14 protein-coding genes are annotated in these 16,281 nt (G+C 61.2%); 8 read left to right on the top strand and 6 right to left on the bottom strand.

Annotation, left to right across the window (positions count from 1 at the left end; translation table 11 throughout):
• The first annotated feature begins 3 nt into the window (after window positions 1-3).
• The 7 genes from HGP16_RS11975 (at window position 4) to HGP16_RS11950 (ending at window position 6,381) form a co-directional block, all read left to right on the top strand.
• Window positions 4-825: an ATP-binding cassette domain-containing protein gene (locus HGP16_RS11975; protein WP_168840227.1), complete on the top strand. Its 822-nt coding sequence runs from the start codon at window positions 4-6 to the stop codon at window positions 823-825.
• Window positions 822-2,072 (top strand): sugar ABC transporter permease, encoded by a 1,251-nt coding sequence (locus tag HGP16_RS11970; protein ID WP_168840226.1) that lies wholly within the window; start codon window positions 822-824, stop codon window positions 2,070-2,072. The genes HGP16_RS11975 and HGP16_RS11970 overlap by 4 nt, the downstream gene beginning before the upstream one ends.
• Window positions 2,073-2,097: 25 nt before the next feature.
• Entirely contained in the window at window positions 2,098-2,826 is a 729-nt protein-coding gene (locus HGP16_RS11965) for an SDR family oxidoreductase (RefSeq protein WP_168840225.1), read from the top strand.
• Complete coding sequence (locus tag HGP16_RS11960) at window positions 2,826-4,457, top strand: FGGY-family carbohydrate kinase (protein WP_168840224.1); 1,632 nt, start codon at window positions 2,826-2,828, stop codon at window positions 4,455-4,457. Before HGP16_RS11965 ends, HGP16_RS11960 begins: the two co-directional genes overlap by 1 nt.
• Window positions 4,458-4,627: 170 nt before the next feature.
• A complete protein-coding gene (locus HGP16_RS11955) occupies window positions 4,628-5,026 on the top strand; it encodes a cupin domain-containing protein (protein ID WP_168840223.1) in 399 nt (132 codons plus the stop codon).
• Window positions 5,027-5,224: 198 nt separating this feature from the next.
• Window positions 5,225-5,347, top strand: coding sequence for a hypothetical protein (locus HGP16_RS34405; RefSeq protein ID WP_281408223.1), 123 nt, complete (start codon window positions 5,225-5,227; stop codon window positions 5,345-5,347).
• 113 nt (window positions 5,348-5,460) lie between these two features.
• Window positions 5,461-6,381: an alpha/beta hydrolase gene (locus tag HGP16_RS11950; protein WP_168840222.1), complete on the top strand. Its 921-nt coding sequence runs from the start codon at window positions 5,461-5,463 to the stop codon at window positions 6,379-6,381.
• 1 nt (window position 6,382) lies between these two features.
• Here HGP16_RS11950 and HGP16_RS11945 read toward each other — a convergent pair whose 3' ends face one another.
• Complete coding sequence (locus HGP16_RS11945) at window positions 6,383-8,386, bottom strand: CocE/NonD family hydrolase (RefSeq protein ID WP_168840426.1); 2,004 nt, start codon at window positions 8,384-8,386, stop codon at window positions 6,383-6,385.
• Between the two features lie 23 nt (window positions 8,387-8,409).
• Window positions 8,410-9,990: an ABC transporter substrate-binding protein gene (locus HGP16_RS11940; protein WP_168840221.1), complete on the bottom strand. Its 1,581-nt coding sequence runs from the start codon at window positions 9,988-9,990 to the stop codon at window positions 8,410-8,412.
• 121 nt (window positions 9,991-10,111) lie between these two features.
• Here HGP16_RS11940 and HGP16_RS11935 point away from each other — a divergent pair, with 121 nt between their 5' ends.
• Window positions 10,112-10,897: a helix-turn-helix domain-containing protein gene (locus HGP16_RS11935; RefSeq protein WP_168840220.1), complete on the top strand. Its 786-nt coding sequence runs from the start codon at window positions 10,112-10,114 to the stop codon at window positions 10,895-10,897.
• Window positions 10,898-10,958: 61 nt separating this feature from the next.
• Here the strand turns inward: HGP16_RS11935 and HGP16_RS11930 are convergent, their stop codons facing one another.
• From HGP16_RS11930 to HGP16_RS11915, 4 genes are all read right to left on the bottom strand, one after another.
• Complete coding sequence (locus HGP16_RS11930) at window positions 10,959-12,590, bottom strand: ABC transporter ATP-binding protein (RefSeq protein WP_168840219.1); 1,632 nt, start codon at window positions 12,588-12,590, stop codon at window positions 10,959-10,961.
• Window positions 12,583-13,410: an ABC transporter permease gene (locus HGP16_RS11925; protein ID WP_168840218.1), complete on the bottom strand. Its 828-nt coding sequence runs from the start codon at window positions 13,408-13,410 to the stop codon at window positions 12,583-12,585. Before HGP16_RS11925 ends, HGP16_RS11930 begins: the two co-directional genes overlap by 8 nt.
• Window positions 13,407-14,414 carry an ABC transporter permease gene (locus tag HGP16_RS11920; RefSeq protein ID WP_168840217.1) on the bottom strand — a complete coding sequence of 336 codons (1,008 nt, stop codon included), beginning with the start codon at window positions 14,412-14,414 and terminating at the stop codon, window positions 13,407-13,409. Before HGP16_RS11920 ends, HGP16_RS11925 begins: the two co-directional genes overlap by 4 nt.
• Before the next feature lie 198 nt (window positions 14,415-14,612).
• On the bottom strand, window positions 14,613-16,202 hold the full coding sequence (locus HGP16_RS11915; protein WP_168840216.1) for an ABC transporter substrate-binding protein: 1,590 nt from the start codon (window positions 16,200-16,202) through the stop codon (window positions 14,613-14,615).
• Between the last annotated feature and the right edge of the window lie 79 nt (window positions 16,203-16,281).

The following is a 16,281-nucleotide window of genomic DNA, read 5'->3' as shown; positions in this document are numbered from 1 at the left end:
GAAATGAGTGACGCTTCCGATCAAAGAGCCCCATCGGGCGAGCTGGTGCTCAGCCTCAAAGGGATCTCGAAACACTTCGGCGCCGTCTCGGCACTGACGGATATCAACCTCGATGTGCATGCCGGCGAAGTCGTGGCACTCGTCGGCGACAATGGCGCGGGCAAATCGACGCTCGTCAAGGTGCTGGCCGGCGTCCACCAGCCGAGTTCAGGCACGATCACATTCCGCGGCAAGCAGGTGACGCTCAGCGATCCTGCAACCGCGCTTGACCTTGGCATCGCCACGGTCTTTCAGGATCTGGCTCTTTGCGAGAACCTGGATGTCGTTGCAAACATCTTTCTCGGCCGGGAATTGAGCCCGATGAAGCTTGATGAGACCGCCATGGAAGTTCGCGCCTGGACGCTGCTCAATGAGCTTGCGGCGCGCATCCCGAGCGTTCGCATCCCGATCGCATCGCTTTCGGGCGGCCAGCGGCAGACGGTGGCGATCGCCCGCTCGCTGCTGCTCGAGCCGAAACTCATCATGCTCGACGAGCCGACGGCTGCACTTGGCGTGGCTCAAACAGCCGAAGTGCTGAACCTCATCGAGCGCGTCCGCGACAAGGGGCTCGGCGTCCTCATGATCAGCCACAATATGGAGGACGTGCGCGCCGTTGCCGACCGCATCGTCGTTCTGCGTCTCGGCCGCAATAACGGCATCTTCTATCCCGACGCCTCGAACCAGGAGCTCGTCAGCGCCATCACCGGAGCCACGGAAAACGCCGTATCGCGGCGCGCCGTGCGGCGCCAGGCCCAACAGGAACTCGGAGAAGGGGGCCAGCCATGAGTGAGAACGGCAAGCAATCGACCCTGCTGCTCGACCGCAGCGACGTTCGCGTCAACCATGACACCGGGCTTGCGGCCACAATCCGCTCGTCGATCGACAAGGTGCGCTCCGGCGATTTAGGCTCGCTGCCTGTCGTCGTCGGCCTTGTCATCATCTGGACGGTGTTCGGTACGCTCAACCCGACCTTCCTCTCCAGCAACAATCTCGCCAACCTGCTGTTCGACGCCTCGACCGTCGGCATCATCTCGCTCGGCATCGTCTGCGTGCTGATGGTCGGCGAGATCGACCTTTCCGTCGGTTCGATCAGCGGCTTCGCATCTGCCATGGTCGGCATGCTCTGGGTGAATGAAGGCTGGCCGGTGGCCTTGGCGATCCTCGCCGCACTCGTCGTCGGCGGCGTGATCGGTGCTGTCTATGCCGTGCTGTTCAACCGGCTGGGCATGCCGAGCTTCGTTGCGACATTGGCGGGTCTTCTCGCCGTGCTCGGTATGCAGCTCTATCTGCTCGGCGCGACCGGTTCCATCAATCTGCCCTATGGTTCGGCGATCGTGAATTTCGGCCAGCTTCTCGTCATCCCCCGCCCGCTCGCCTATGTCTTCGCGCTCATTCCGGGTGCGGTCCTGTTGGTGACCGGCTTAGGCGCTGTGCGGCGGCGCAAGCAGGCAAATCTCTCCGCGCCGTCGGTGGGTGGTCTGCTGGCGAAGGCAGCTGTGATCACGGTGGCGCTGGAATTCGTCGCCTTCTATCTCAATCAGGATCGCGGCATTCCCTGGATGTTCGCCCTGTTCGTGGTGCTCGCCATCGTCATGAATTATGCGCTGACGCGCACGCAATGGGGCCGGTCGATGTCCGCCGTCGGCGGCAATCGCGAGGCCGCGCGGCGCGCCGGCATCAATGTACGGCGGATCTATACCAGCGCCTTCGTGCTTTGTGCCATGTTCGCGGCCCTTGGCGGCGTGCTGGCGGCAGCACGTTTGGCGTCCGCCAGCCAGCAGGCAGGGACCGGCGACGTTAATCTGAATGCGATCGCTGCGGCCGTCATCGGCGGCACCAGCCTGTTCGGCGGCCGCGGCAGCGCCTATTCAGCCCTGCTCGGCATCATCGTCATCCAGTCGATCGCCAGTGGCCTCACCATGCTCGATCTGTCGTCGGCGCTTCGCTACATGATAACAGGCGCAGTTCTTGCCATTGCCGTCATCGTCGACTCGCTGGCCCGCCGTTCCCGCGCCTCGCATGGGCGCGGCTGATTTCTTCAAGAAGGTAAGGATTGCCATGAAACAGGATTTTGCCGGCAAAGTCGCCGCCATCACCGGGGCTGCCTCTGGAATTGGCCTGGAATGCGCCAAATCGTTATTGAACGAGGGCGCTAGCGTCGCCCTCGTCGACCGGACCGAAGACAGCCTGAAAAGCATTTGTGCCGAACTGGGGCCGAACGCCCATCCCGTCGTCGTCGATCTTCTGAAGCCCGAGAGCGTGGCGACGATGATGCCGCAAATTCTCGGCAAGTTCGGCAAGCTCGACATTTTCCATGCCAATGCCGGCGCCTATATCGGCGGCGAGGTCGCGGAAGGCGATCCAGACGCCTGGGACCGGATGCTGGGTCTCAATATCAACGCGGCCTTCCGCTCGGTCCGAATGGTGCTGCCGCATATGATCGAGCGCAAGACCGGCGACATCATCATGACCAGCTCGATTGCCGGCCTGGTGCCCGTAGTCTGGGAGCCGATCTATACGGCGTCGAAGCATGCCGTTCAGGCCTTCACGCACACGGTGCGGCGTCAGGTCGCCAAGCATGGCATCCGCGTCGGCGCCGTGGCGCCGGGGCCGGTGGTGACAGCGCTGATCAGCGACTGGCCGCAGGCAAAGCTCGATGAAGCGATTGCCGCCGGCGGCCTCATGGAGGCGACTGAGGTGGCGGAAGCGGTGCTCTTCATGCTATCGAGACCGCGCAACATCGTAATCCGGGATCTGGTGATCCTGCCCTTGCGTACGGATCTGTGATGACGGCACCATATTTCATCGGCATCGATGTCGGCACCGGCAGCGCCCGGGCCGGGGTTTTTGATGCAAATGGCCATTTGCTCGCCGCAGCCAAGCGGCCGATCACCATCTGGCACGAGGCCGGCAGCATCGTCGAGCAGTCGAGCGAGCAGATATGGAAGGCTGTTTGCGACAGCGTCAAGGAGGCAGTCGTCACGGCTAAAATAGCAGCCGGTGATGTCGCCGGCATCGGCTTCGATGCAACGTGTTCGCTGGTTGCGGTTAAAGCGGACGGTCGGCCCGTGGCTGTGGGACCATCGGGTGACGCCGATCGCAACATCATCGTCTGGATGGATCATCGCGCCGCCGGCGAGGCAGCGGAGATCAATGCCGGAAATCATGCCGTGCTGCGCTATGTCGGCGGCCGCATCTCGCCGGAGATGGAGACGCCGAAGCTGCTGTGGCTGAAGCGAAACCTGCCGAAATTCTTCGCGGCAACCGACCATTTCTTCGATCTAGCCGATTATCTGACCTGGCGCGCGACAGGCTCGCTGCAGAGATCGGTGTGCACGGTGACGTGCAAATGGACCTATCTCGCCCATGAGAAGCGCTGGGATACCGAGTATTTTAAAAATATTGGCCTCGGCGAATTGGCCGATGAAGGCTTTGCGCGGATCGGCACCGAGATCGTCGAGCCGGGTACGGCGCTTGGCGAGGGCTTGAACGAGTTAGCCGCGCGCGATCTCGGCCTTGCTATCGGCACGCCGGTCGGCGCATCGTTGATCGATGCCCATGCCGGCGGCGTCGGGACACTGGGCGGGCAGGGGTCGGACGGCCAGGCCGATGTCAGGAACAGGCTCGCCTATATCTTCGGCACATCGGCCTGTTCCATGGCGTCGAGCGAAGGAGCCGTGTTCGTCGATGGCGTATGGGGACCTTATTATTCGGCGATGGTGCCCGGTCTCTGGCTGACTGAAGGCGGCCAATCGGCGGCAGGTGCTGCGATCGATCATCTCGTCACCATGCATCCGGCATCCGGCGAGGCGCGTCAGAAGGCTGAGGCGGAGGGCCTGTCGCTGGTCGCCTGGCTCGACCGGCAGGCCATAAAGGTGAGCAACAACGCGTCCGACGCCGTGAAGCTCGCGCGATCCATCCAGGTCGTTCCCGAATTCCTCGGCAACCGCTCACCCTATGCCGATCCCGATGCGCGTGCCGTCATTTCCGGCCTTGGGCTGGAAACCGGCGTTGACGATCTCACCGCTCTCTACATCGCCGGCCTTTGCGGCATCGGTTACGGCCTCAAGCAGTTGCTCGAAAAGCTGGCACAGGATGGCATTGCCTGCGATCTCATCATTGCAAGCGGCGGCGCTGCCCAGAGCGGCCTCGTGCGACAGCTCTTGGCGGATACGACCGGCCGGCCGGTCGCCGTCTCCGATACGGAAGAACCCGTTCTTCTCGGTGCCGCCATGCTCGGCGCTACGGCTGGCGGACATTGCGGCTCTCTCGTCGAAGCCATGGCAGCCATGTCGCGGCTGGCGAAACGGTTCGAGCCAGCCGAAGGCGCCGTTAAAGCGTTGCATGAGCGGCGCTACGAAGCTTTCGAGCTGCTGCAATCGGTAGATCGCAGCATCCGTGCGATGATGTCGCGATAGACATGGCGACACGGTCACCCTGGGTATCTGCTTCCTCCAACTCGAAGGGGATTTATCGTCCTAATTCATAAGTCTATGCGTGAACGGCCCTCTACCGCTTCGTGAATCGTGAGCTAAATTAAGTCCCACACGGTCGCGCCATCGCAACCGATCTCGGGAAGGACGTCATCATGGACATCAAGAAGAACGGCACGCAGCCCTCTGGCAAAGGCCCCTCCGACTGGTTCACGGGTACGGTACGCATCGACCCGCTGTTTGCTGCCAATGACGCCCGCCGGGCGGCGGCCGGCAGCGTCACCTTCGAACCTGGCGCCAGGACGGCGTGGCATACCCATCCGCGCGGCCAGACCTTGATCGTCACGGCTGGCCTGGGTCTCGTTCAGCGTGAAGGCGGCCCGGTCGAGGAGATCCGGCCGGGGGATATCGTCTGGTTCGAACCGGACGAGAAGCACTGGCACGGCGCTTCGCCGACGACGGCCATGACCCATATCGCCATCCAGGAACATCTAGACGGCAAGGTTGTGGATTGGCTGGAACATGTGACGGACGAGCAATATCACGCAAGGTGAAGGTCCAACCCCGCGGTCGGGCCAGCGCCGAGCGGATCGTTCACGAGCAATCAACGTTTGTCACGGCTTGGCCATAAGTCAGCCTCAACAGGCCGATATAGATGGAGCTCCGCCGCTTCCACGGCGCAGGCGTACTGATTGAATGCGCCCGCAAGGCAACTGACCTTGCGATAGTAGCAACATGGATGAGGAAATATCATGCTTCGGCTTGTAATTGGCGCGGCCCTCGCGCTTGCAGCGCTCACCTGGTCCAACGCGCAGTGCATGCAGATGCCGACGGGTTTTCCCTTGCCGTCGAGCAGCGTATTTGCAGCTGACTGAGCCGTCGCGATCGGCGAATGTCGCCATCGTGGCGACGATGGCCGTAGGGAGATAAGCATTCGGTTGCAACCGCGCGCTATCCTTGGTGGATACGCACGAATCGAGGATATCCGATGGCTACTGCCGAGCGTCCCATGCCGAGCGAGGCAGGCATCTTGCAGTTCATGGAAATCTGCGATTCCTTCTATCCGCCGGATGCGGTCGCGGCTTCGATCACGCAGCAGCGTGAGTGGTATGACGCCTTATGCGCCCGTTTCGATCGCCGCTTGCCCGAGGGCATGGACACCAGGAATGAATTGGTCGTCGGGACGATCCCGGTCCGGCATTACAGGCCGGCCGATCTCCGTACGGCAACGAACCTCCTTTATCTCCATGGCGGCGGCTTCGTCGTTGGCTCGCTCGAGAGCCATCATGCCATCTGCGCCGAGATTGCCGATCATGCCGGCGCGGAGTTGATCTCGGTCGATTACCGGCTGGCGCCGGAATATCGCTGGCCGGCTCAAACGGATGATTGCTTTACCGTCCTCAAGCAGCTTCTCGCCGAAAAGAAATCGGTCGTCCTGATCGGCGACAGCGCCGGCGGCAATTTGGCGGCGGGATTGGCTGTGCGGGCGAAAGCCGAGGGGCTTTCAGGAATTGTCGGGCAGATCTTGATCTACCCCGCGCTCGGCGGCGACCTTACCTCCGGCTCCTATGAGGAAATGGCCGATGCGCCGGGGTTGACGACCGCGGATGTCGCCTATTACCGCAGTGTGCTGCAGGCTCCATCGGGTAATCCGGTCTCCGAGCCGCTTGCTTTGTCTTCCGTCGCCGGTCTTCCGCCAACCTTCATCACGGTGGCACATTATGATCCCTTGCGTGACGACGGCCGTAATTATGCGGCGCGTCTGGCGCAGGCGGGCGTTGAAGTCTGGTTCCGCGAGGAGCCGCAGATGGTGCATGCCTGGCTGCGGGCACGGCATATGAGCGAAGGCGCGCGGGCCGGCTTTGCCGCCGTCTGTGCGGCGGCAAGCCGGTTTGCCCGTCAGCGCTGACCTACATCAGGTCGCGCGCAATACGCTTCTCTTCGAATATCTTCTCGAAAATCTGTATTTCGCCTTCATAGGCAATGACGGAGGCGCTGATGATCCAATCCTTTGCCGTGCAGGATATGGATGATGTCGCGACCGTGCGGACGAACCAGCCGGGGCGCTGCATGTCGCAGGTCCATGTCGAGATGCCGCTCATCGACAGCGGATCGTCCGGCGCGATCGACCAGGTTTCCTCGCGCAGCTGTCGGGTCGAAAGACCTGTAGTAGGATGTTCAAGAAGTCCGGTATCCTCGTGAATTTCATAACGAGTTTGACCTTCCGACAGATCGTGAACGACCTGCCGCTTCGTTAGAGACGGCGCATGCTCGATATATTTCGGCAGCGGATCGGGATTGTCGGGCTGCTTCACATCGATGAGCTCATGCGCACCGAGCTGCGGCAAGGCGAGACCGATGGAGGCGATGTCGATCGTCAGCCCCGGATTTTCCGGCGGCGGCAGGACCATCGGCCAATAGGCTGTCGACAGCGACAGACAGATGCGGTGCCCCTTGCGGAAGCGATAGCCGCAGGCATCGAGCGTCACGGTCACGGTGGTCAGCTGACCCTTAATCAACGGCTCCGGAGCAGCATTGCCATTGCGATGGGCGAGATTGAGCACGCCGAACGAGACGCGGGTCGCCGTGCCATCCGGATGGATGTCGACAAGCCTTGCGCAGAGATTGGCGGTTTCGGCGTCGCATCGCAGCGTCAGGCTCACGACGGGGCGGCCGAGATAATCATGGTCTTCCAGCAGCGGTGTCGTCTGGAAGGTCAGCGACCCGGCATCGTCGACGCGCTGGTCGATCGCCAATTCTGCGTCCGGCTTCAGGGTAAACCACTCGCCCGAGGCTGTGCCCGTCTCGAGCGGCGAGCGCAAATAGACGGGATATTCCGGCGCGTGCGGGATCGGCATGCCTTCCATCAAGCTGCCGAACTGCTCGACATAGAAGTACTGCATGTCAGGCGGCCGCCAACGACGCTTGGCGATCCAGAAACCGGGATCGAAATCGCGGCGCGTGGCGGGCTTTATCGAATCGAGAATATAGGCGCGCACGGATGGCATGGTCTCCGCGCCGTTGGGCTCGCCGCGCAGCCAGCGGTTCCACCACGTGATGGCTTCGCCATGGAAATCGGCGCGCGGCTTCGGCCAGGCGAAATGCGGATATTTGTGGACCCATGGACCGATCAGCGCCTTCGTCTTCTCGCCGAGGCCCTCGACCGCAAGCAGCGGAGTGTTGCGATAGCCGTCCGCCCAGCCGGCAATGACGAGGGCCGGGATATCAAAGCCCGCGAAATCATCACAGATCGACCCATGCCGCCAGAAGTCGTCGCGGCGCTGATGCTGAAGCCATTCTTCCATGAAGAAGGGTTCCTGCTCGAGGCGCTGCAGCCACATATCCCGCCATTCGTCGCCGACGATGGCCGGGTCGGGCGAGCGTGATTGGTAGGCCAGCATGGTCGCCGCCCAGGAAAGCTGGGCGGAGAGATGGCAGCCGTTCTTGTAGTGAATGTCGTCATTGTAGCGGTCGACCGTGGAAGCGATCGATATCACGGCCTTCAATGCCGGAGGCTTCAAGGCCGCGACCTGCAGGCAGTTGAAGCCGCCCCAGGAAATGCCCATCATGCCGACCGAGCCGTTCGACCAGGGCTGCGCCGCGATCCAGGCAATCAGCTCGCAGGCATTGGCGAGCTCCAACTCGGTATATTCACCATCGATGATGCCGCTGGATTCGCCGGAGCCTCTGATATCGACACGGACCCCGGCAATGCCGGCTGCGGCGAAGACCGGATAAGTGGATTCGTCGCGCGGGCTCGTCCCGTCGCGCTTGCGGTAAGGCAGGAATTCGAAGACTGCCGGCACGGGATCGCTCTCCGCGCCATCGGGCATCCAGATGCGCGCGGCGAGCCGCGTGCCGTCCTTGAGAGTGATCCAGTGATTTTCGATGGTGGTGAAGCTGCGGTCTGCCATGATCATATATATCTCAAAGATGTTTACGCGTCGAACCACACGCGGCTGCCGATATAGCCATTGGACATGTCGTTACCGATGTCGTCGACATATCCTTTCAGCGTTTTCGTGGCGGCCATGAGATAGTCGTTGAAGACGGGCAGGATCAGACCACCATCGTCTCGCACCAGCAGAGCCAGATGTCGATAAAGTTCCTTGCGTTTGCTCTCATCGAGTTCGGACCTTGCCTGCAGCACCATCTTGTCGAACTCGGGGCGCTTGAAATGCGTGTCGTTCCACTCCGCGGTCGATAGATAGGAGGTCGAATAGCGCGAATCCTGTGTCGGACGGCCGCCCCAGAAGGAGGCGCAGAAGGGCTGCTTGTTCCAAACATTGGTCCAGTAGCCGTCTTCCGGTTCGCGCTTCACATCGATTGTGATTCCGGCCTTGCGCGCGCTTTGCTGGAAGAGGATTGCCGCATCCACGGCGCCGGGAAAGGCGGCGTCGGATGTGCGCAACAGAATTGGGCGATCGAGACCCGATTTCTTGAAATGGAAGGCGGCCTTGTCAGGATCATATGGACGTTGCTCGATATCGGTTGGCGCGAGAGCGTAATTGGAATTGACCGGATAGTCGTTGCCGATCGTTCCGTAGCCGCCCAGCACCTTGTCGAGGATCGACTGGCGATCGACGGCATATTTCAGCGCGAGCCGGAGGTCGCTGTTGTCGAACGGTGCCGTGTCGCAATGCATCAGAAAACTGTAGAAGCCCTTACCGGCACTGCGGACGATATCGACATTCGGCGCGCGCTTCAGCATCGCGACGGTCTTCGGGTCGACGTTGTTGACGAAATGGACCTGGCCGGATGCCAGGGCGGCGATCCGGGCGGTGTTGTCGTTGATAACGAGTATTTCCACGCTGTCGACAAAGCCGCGATCGGCGCGCCAATCTTTGGGGTTCTTCTCAAAGGAGGCACGAACGCCGGGTTCAAAGCTTTTCAAAATGTAAGGGCCGGTGCCGACGGCGGCTGCGGGCTTGTCCACGCCACCCTTCGGCTGGATGATCAGGTGGTAGTCGGTCAGGAGAAGGGGCAGGTCTGCGTTGCCTTCCGAAAGCGTCAGGACAAGGTCACCCGCTTTTTCTTCGATACCGGTGATCGAGGCCATTAGCCCCAGAGCACCGGACTGTGAATTTTTGTCTGCGTGCCGCTTCAGCGTCGCGACGATGTCGGCAATGGTCATCTTGCTGCCGTCATGAAACTGCACGTCGTTCCTGATCTTGAAAGTCCAGACGGACGCGTCCGTCGATGGCGTCCATGAAGCCGCCAGCGACGGCAGGGGCGCACCGGTCTTGGGATCGGATTCGACGAGCGTATCGCCCCAAAGGCGGCCAATGACGAACAGGACGGAGGCACTGTATGTTGCGGGATCGAGTGCGTCGCTGGTGGCGCCGCCCTTGAGGCCGAGCTTCAGATGGCGGCCATGTTTTGCTTCCTGAGCGCGAGCGTCGCGCGGCATCAGCAGGCTTGAGGCAAGGCTCGGCAATGCGCCGAGCGCGACGGCACCGCCGAGAAAGTGGCGGCGGCCGATTTTAAGGTGCGAAGATTGTTCTTTTTGATGCGTCATTGCAGTTCCCTCTTTTCCATTTTGTAAGAGGGAACGTAGAGGTCAGGCCGGCCCACGCAATTTCGCGACTTGACGCATCTTTAAGCGAGTTTACGCTAGCTTCATCAAGACGGAGCTGCCAATGCCTCACCTGGTCGAGAACCTCAAGATTGCCTGTGCCACGCAGCGTTCCATTTCGCATCTTTGCCGCGCGATTGATATCAATCGGCAGCAATTCAACCGATACATCAACGGCCAGACGAGACCGTCTGCCCATAACCTAGCGCGCATAGCCAAGTATTTCGATCTCGATTCGGCCGACTTTGGTCTCGCTCCCAGGGTCTTTCGCGAGCGGCTTCGCAAACCGAACCTAGACCTCAATCAAAGTTCCGAACTCCTAAGAGCGTTCCCCGGAGATCTGACCGCGCTACGGCGCCATATCGGCTATTTTCAGACCTATCATCGCTCGCCGTCCTGGCCTGGAATGGTCGTGTGTTCGTGCAGTCGCCTTATCGAGCAGGGCGGGCTTGTGCATGTCAAATCAATGGAGCGCCTGCGGGATCCTGGAAACGGCATCCAGCAGTTTTCAAAATATGTGGGTTTGGCGGCCTTCTATCGAAACCGGATATTCATTACGGAGCGCGTCGTCGGCCCGAACCCCATACTGTCACAGACGATCCTCCTGCCATTCGACGAGTATCAGCGCGTCTACTTGCGTGGAACGACAATGGGGGTCTCCTGGCGAAAGGAAAATCTCCCCTATGCGTCACGGATGATCTGGCGGCATGTCGGCGCCGAGCCAGACCTGCGTGAACTTCTCGCGCGCTGCGGACCTCTGCCGCTGTCGTCACGCCAGCTGCCACCCACGGTACGCTCATTCCTCGCAGATCCCTCCGCCGAAGTGTACGCGGTGCCGGCAGAGTATTGATGACACCGATTTTCGCAACGAGGCCCTCAAATCCGGGTGAGTGCCCGAAAATGTCGAGCCTTCAATTTCCGGCGCTCTCCATTCTCCGAGTCGTCAGCACCCGCTCCAGCCAGCCGATCTCCATCTCAGGCACGGATTTTAGCAGCAGGTCGGTATAGTCGTCGAAGGGCGGGGAAAGCGCTTGCGATTTCGGGCCGAAGCGAACGAGCTTGCCGCGATGCATCACCGCGACACTGTCGGCGATGGCGCGCACGATGGCGATGTCATGAGTGATGAAGACATAGGAAAGATGCGCCTCTTCCTGCAGCTTCATGAGCAGTTTCAGAATGCCTTCGGCAACCAGCGGATCGAGCGCCGATGTCGGCTCATCGCAAAGGATGAGTTCCGGCTTGGCCGCAAGTGCGCGGGCGATGGCGACGCGCTGCTTCTGGCCGCCGGAAAGCTCGGCCGGATAGCGGTCGATGAAGCCGTTGCTCATCTCGATCTGATCCAGCAACTCTTTCACGCGTGCCGTCTTTGCCGCGCCACGCAGGCCGTCATAGAAGGTCAGCGGGCGACCGATGATGTCGCGCACGGTCTGGCGCGGGTTCATCGCGGTATCCGCCATCTGGTAGATCAGTTGGATACGCCGCAATTCCTCCCGCGAGCGATTTTTCAAGGCGGGTGTCAGTGGCTTGCCATCGAAGGAGATCCGGCCGTCGCTTGGCGGCAGCAGGCCGGTGATGACGCGGGCAAGTGTCGACTTGCCGGAGCCGGATTCGCCGACCACCGCCAGCGTCTGTCCTTTCGGAAGATGTAGAGAAACATCGTGCAATACCTTGAAACCGTTGGAGTATTGCGCGCTGATATTTTCGACTTTCAGAAGCGCGGCCGACTGGTCGGCGGCTTCGGTTCGTGCCTCCTGGCGCACGTTGACGAGGGCGCGGGTATAGTCTTGTCGGGGCTCCTCGATGATCTGCTGGACGCTACCATATTCCACTGTCTTGCCGTACCGCAGCACCATGATGTCGTCGGAAATCTGGGCGACGACGGCAAGGTCATGGGTGATGTAAAGCGCTGCCGTATTCGTCTCTTCGATCGCATGCTTGATCGCCGCAAGCACGTCGATCTGCGTCGTCACGTCGAGCGCGGTGGTGGGTTCGTCAAAGACGATCAGTTCCGGATTGGAGCAGAGCGCCATGGCGGTCATGGCGCGCTGCAGCTGCCCTCCCGAAACCTGGTGCGGATAGCGCTCTCCGAACGTTTCCGGATTGGGCAAGCCAAGGACGCGGAAGAGATAGAGCGCTCGCTTCTTCGCCTCCTCCTTCGTCATCAGGCGGTGCTTGACGGTGGCTTCGATCACCTGATCGCCCAGCCTATGCGCCGGATTGAAGGCGGCAGCGGCCGATTGGGCGACATAGCAGACGCGCGCGCCGCGGATCCGGCGGATGCCGGATTTGCCGAGCGGCAGGATGTCGGTGCCGTCGAGCAGCACCTTGCCGCCGGTGATTTCGGCGCCGCCACGGCCATACGCCAGAGCGGAAAGGCCGATGGTGGATTTGCCGGCGCCTGACTCGCCGATCAGCCCAAGCACCTTGCCCTTTTGAAGATCGAAGGAGACGCCATCGACGATGGTAACACGTTTCGGCGGCTCGCCGGGCGGATAGCTGGTTGCCTCGATCTTGAGATCGCGAACGGAAAGAAGCTCAGGCATCGCCACGCCCTCCCTTGAGGCTGGAGGTGCGCCTTAAGAGCCAGTCGACCACCAGATTGACACAGATCGCCAGCGCCGCGATCGCGGAACCCGGCACGAGCGCGGCGGAGATGCCGAAGATGATGCCGTCCTTGTTGTCCTTGACCATGCCGCCCCAGTCGGCCGAGGGCGGCTGTATACCGAGGCCAAGGAACGACAGCGTCGAGAGGAACAGGATCGAAAAGGCAAAGCGCAGGCCGAATTCCGCCAGCAGCGGCGACAGCGTATTCGGCAGGATCTCGCGGAAGATGATCCAGATCTTGCCTTCGCCGCGAAGCTTGGCCGCCTCCACGAATTCCATGACCGCGACATCGAGCGCCACGGCGCGGCCGAGACGATAGACGCGAGTGGAATCGAGGATGGCCATGACGAGGATCAGCACGATCAGGTTCTGCGGCAGCACAGCCAATACGACGAGCGCGAAGATCAGCGTCGGGATCGACATCATCAGGTCGTTGAAACGCGAAAAGACCGTGTCGATCCATCCGCGTGAGACGGCGGCGGTAAAGCTCAGGATGATGCCGAGCGAGAAGGAAATGATCGTTGCTGCCAGCGCGACGAACAGTGTCGTACGGGTGCCATAGATCAGACGCGACAGGATATCGCGGCCGAGATTGTCGAGGCCGAAAAAATATTGCGTATCGGCGGGCTGCCAGACATTGCCGACGACTTCCGTCTCGCCGTAAGGGGCGATCCACGGCGCGAAGATCGCGCAGATGAAGGCAATCAGGATACCGATGATGCCGACCCAGGCGGTAATGGGGATATCTTTCAATCTCATCGCGGATGCCTCAGGCGCGGGTTGGCGACGATGGCGAGAATATCGGCCGTCATGTTGAGGAAGATGTAGACGGCGGCAAAGATCAGGCCGCAGGCCTGGACCACGGGCATGTCGCGCACCGTCACCGCATCGACCATGTACTGACCCATGCCGGGATAGACGAAAACGACCTCGACGACGACGACGCCGACGATGAGATAGGCAAGGTTGAGCGCGATGACGTTGATGATCGGCGCCAGCGCGTTGGGGGCGGCATGCTTGACGATGGCGCGGAAGGCGGACAGTCCCTTCAGCTCGGCCGTCTCCATATAGGCCGACGACATCACGGAAAGAATGGCCGCCCGTGTCATGCGCATCATGTGCGCGAGCACGACCAGAACCAGCGTTGCCGTCGGCAGGGCGATCGCCTTCAGCCGGTCGATGAAGCCCATGCCGTCGAAGACCGTCGCCGGAAAGGTCGCGACGCCGAGTTTGACGGAGAAGAACATGATAAGCAGATAACCGATAAAGAATTCCGGCAGCGAAATCGCCGCCAGCGAAATGACATTGATGATCTTGTCGGGCATGCGGTTGCGGAAATGAACGGCCAGCATGCCCAGGCAGACGGCCAGCGGCACCGAGATCAAGGCGGCAAAGCCGGCGAGAAACAGGGAGTTTCCAAGCCGCTTGCCGATCTGTTCGCCGACGGAATTCTTGCTGGCCCAGGAGGTGCCGAAGTCTCCCTGCACTGCATTGCCAAGCCATTGCACATAGCGGGTGGCGACGGGCCGGTTGAGGCCCAGCTCCTCGCGGATATTGGCGACGGCCTGCGGCGTCGCCGACTGGCCGAGATAGGTGGTGGCGAAATCGCCGGGCAGGGCTTCGAGCCCGCCGAAGATCAGGATGGAGACCGCAAACAGCAGGACGATGCTGAGCAGGCAACGCTCGAAAACGAGGGACAGCAGCGGAAAACGCTGCTTGAACCTCAGCCCGGGCAAAACGGTTCCGGGGGGCAGATTGGACATGGCCGATGCCTCTCGCTTGGAGCGGTTCGGGGTTTGAAGGAACCGTCGAACCGCTCAATCTTGTTGTTTTACGCGATTCCGGACGGAAAACTGCTGCGCACTTTTCCTGGAATTGCTTGAAACGTCGGGAGGACCGCGAAAGGCTTCCGCGGTCCCGGCTGCGTCAGAGATGAGGGCGTTTTCGCCCGGCTTCGGGCATCAGGCCTCTAGCCAGACGCGGGTGGCGACGTAGCCGTTCGACATGTCGTTGCCGATATCGTGGACGTAGCCCTTCACCTGCTTGGTGGAGGCGTTTACGAAATCGTTGAACATCGGCAGGATGACTCCGCCTTCGTCGCGCACCATCATCGCCATGGCGCGATAAAGCTCCTTGCGCTTGGCCTCGTCCAGTTCGGAACGGGCCTGAAGCAGCAGCTTGTCGAAGTCCGGACGCTTGAAGCGCGTGTCGTTCCAGTCCGCCGTCGACAGATAGGCGGTGGAATACATCTGGTCCTGCGTCGGACGTCCGCCCCAGTAGGAGGTGGAGAAGGGCTGGACGTTCCAGACGTTCGTCCAGTAGCCGTCGCCCGGCTCGCGCTTGACCTCGATGTTGATGCCGGCCTTCTTGCAGCTTTCCTGGTAAAGCACCGCCGCATCGACGGCACCGGGGAAGGCAACTTCCGATGTGCGCAGCAGCACCGATCCGCTGTGGCCGGATTTCTTGTAGTGGAAGGAGGCCTTGTCGGGGTCGTAGGCGCGCTGCTCGATGCCATCGGGGAAGAGGGCATAAGTGCTGTTGATCGGGAAGTCGTTGCCGACCTTGCCGTAGCCGCCGAGGATCTTCTTGACCATGGTCTCGCGGTCCATGGCGTATTTCAGCGCCAGGCGCAGGTCGTTGTTGTCGAAGGGCGCCTTGTCGCAATGCATGATGAAGACGTAATGGCCGCGGCCGGCGGTAGAGAGAATCTCGACGGTCGGCGCGCGTTTCAGAAGATCTACCGTCTTCGGATCGACACGGTTGATGTAGTGGACCTGACCGGACGACAGGGCGGCGATACGCGCCGTCGCATCGTTCATGCAGATGATCTCGACCGAATCGACGAAGCCGCGGTCCGTGCGCCAGTCGTCCTTGTTGCGCTCGAACGTGGCGCGCACGCCGGGTTCGAAGCTAACCTGCTTGTAGGGGCCGGTGCCGATCGAGGCGAGGGGGTCGTCATAGCCGCCATTCGGCTGGATGACGAGGTGATAGTCGGTCAGGAGCAACGGCATGTCGGCGTTGCCTTCGGTCAGCGTCAGGACGAGGTTGTCGCCGTCGGCCTTGATCTCCTTGATCGACTTCACGACGCCGAGCGCGCCCGATTCCGATTTTGCATCCGTATGACGCTTGAGCGTGGCGACGACGTCGTCGATCGTCAGATCCTTGCCGTTGTGGAACTTGACGCCCTTGCGGATCTTGAAGGTCCAAGTGGCGGCATCCTTCGACGGCTCCCAGGATTCTGCGAGCGACGGAACGGCTGCACCGGTCAGCGGGTGGGATTCCACCAGCATGTCGCCCCAGCAGCGGCCAATGCAGAACATGACCTGAGACAGGAATTTCGCCGGATCCTTGGAATCGGTCGCGGCGCCGCCTTCCAGGCCAAGCTTCAGATGACCGCCGCGTTTCGGTTCGGCTGCCATTGCGCTTTCGGTAAAGAGTTTGTCGGCGAGCGTTAAAGTCACGCCCACTGCCATTGCGCGTCCCATGAATTCGCGGCGGCTGAGGCCGCCCGCCGTGACGCGGCTTGCCAGATATTTCGTATAGTCGTTCATTCCCCTGTTCCTTCTTCTTGCCGTGTTGACAAAACTCCCGGGCAAGCCACTTCACGTCGCGGTTTCCTCTTCCGCCTGA

Origin of the sequence: Rhizobium sp. P40RR-XXII, assembly GCF_012641405.1 — a bacterium.
Classification (GTDB): Bacteria; Pseudomonadota; Alphaproteobacteria; order Rhizobiales; family Rhizobiaceae; genus Rhizobium.
Note: the sequence above shows the minus strand (reverse complement) of the source record. Positions and strands in the feature narration are given on the sequence as shown.